Genomic DNA, 309 nt, shown 5'->3' with positions numbered 1-309 from the left:
TGCCATCCGCAGTTTCAGTAGCAGTATTACCCACCGCATCTTTCGCTTCAGCTTTAACTGTATATTCACCTTCTGGTAATTCTTCAGTCGGTGTGAACGTCCAGTTACCTTCTGGATCTACAGTCGCATCACCTGTTGCTACAGGGTTGCCATCTTTGTCTAAGATTTCAACTTTTACTGTTGCACCTGGCTCAGTCTTACCTGAGATTGTTGGTGTAGTATCGTTTGTTGGCTTAAGCTCATCGATGGTTAATTCAGGCGCTACTGTGTCAACCTCGAAGCTCTCTGGCTGAGATTCACCTGTGTTAC

Annotated in this window: 1 protein-coding gene; it reads right to left on the bottom strand. The window is 45.6% G+C overall.

Annotated elements, in window-relative coordinates:
- Positions 1–309: Ig-like domain-containing protein (locus AC1M87_RS14815; RefSeq protein WP_481594126.1), on the bottom strand; the 309-nt coding region annotated here is incomplete at both ends.

Source organism: Acinetobacter sp. 24-47-62 (assembly GCF_056779765.1).
This window is presented reverse-complemented; position numbering and strand designations above follow the sequence as displayed.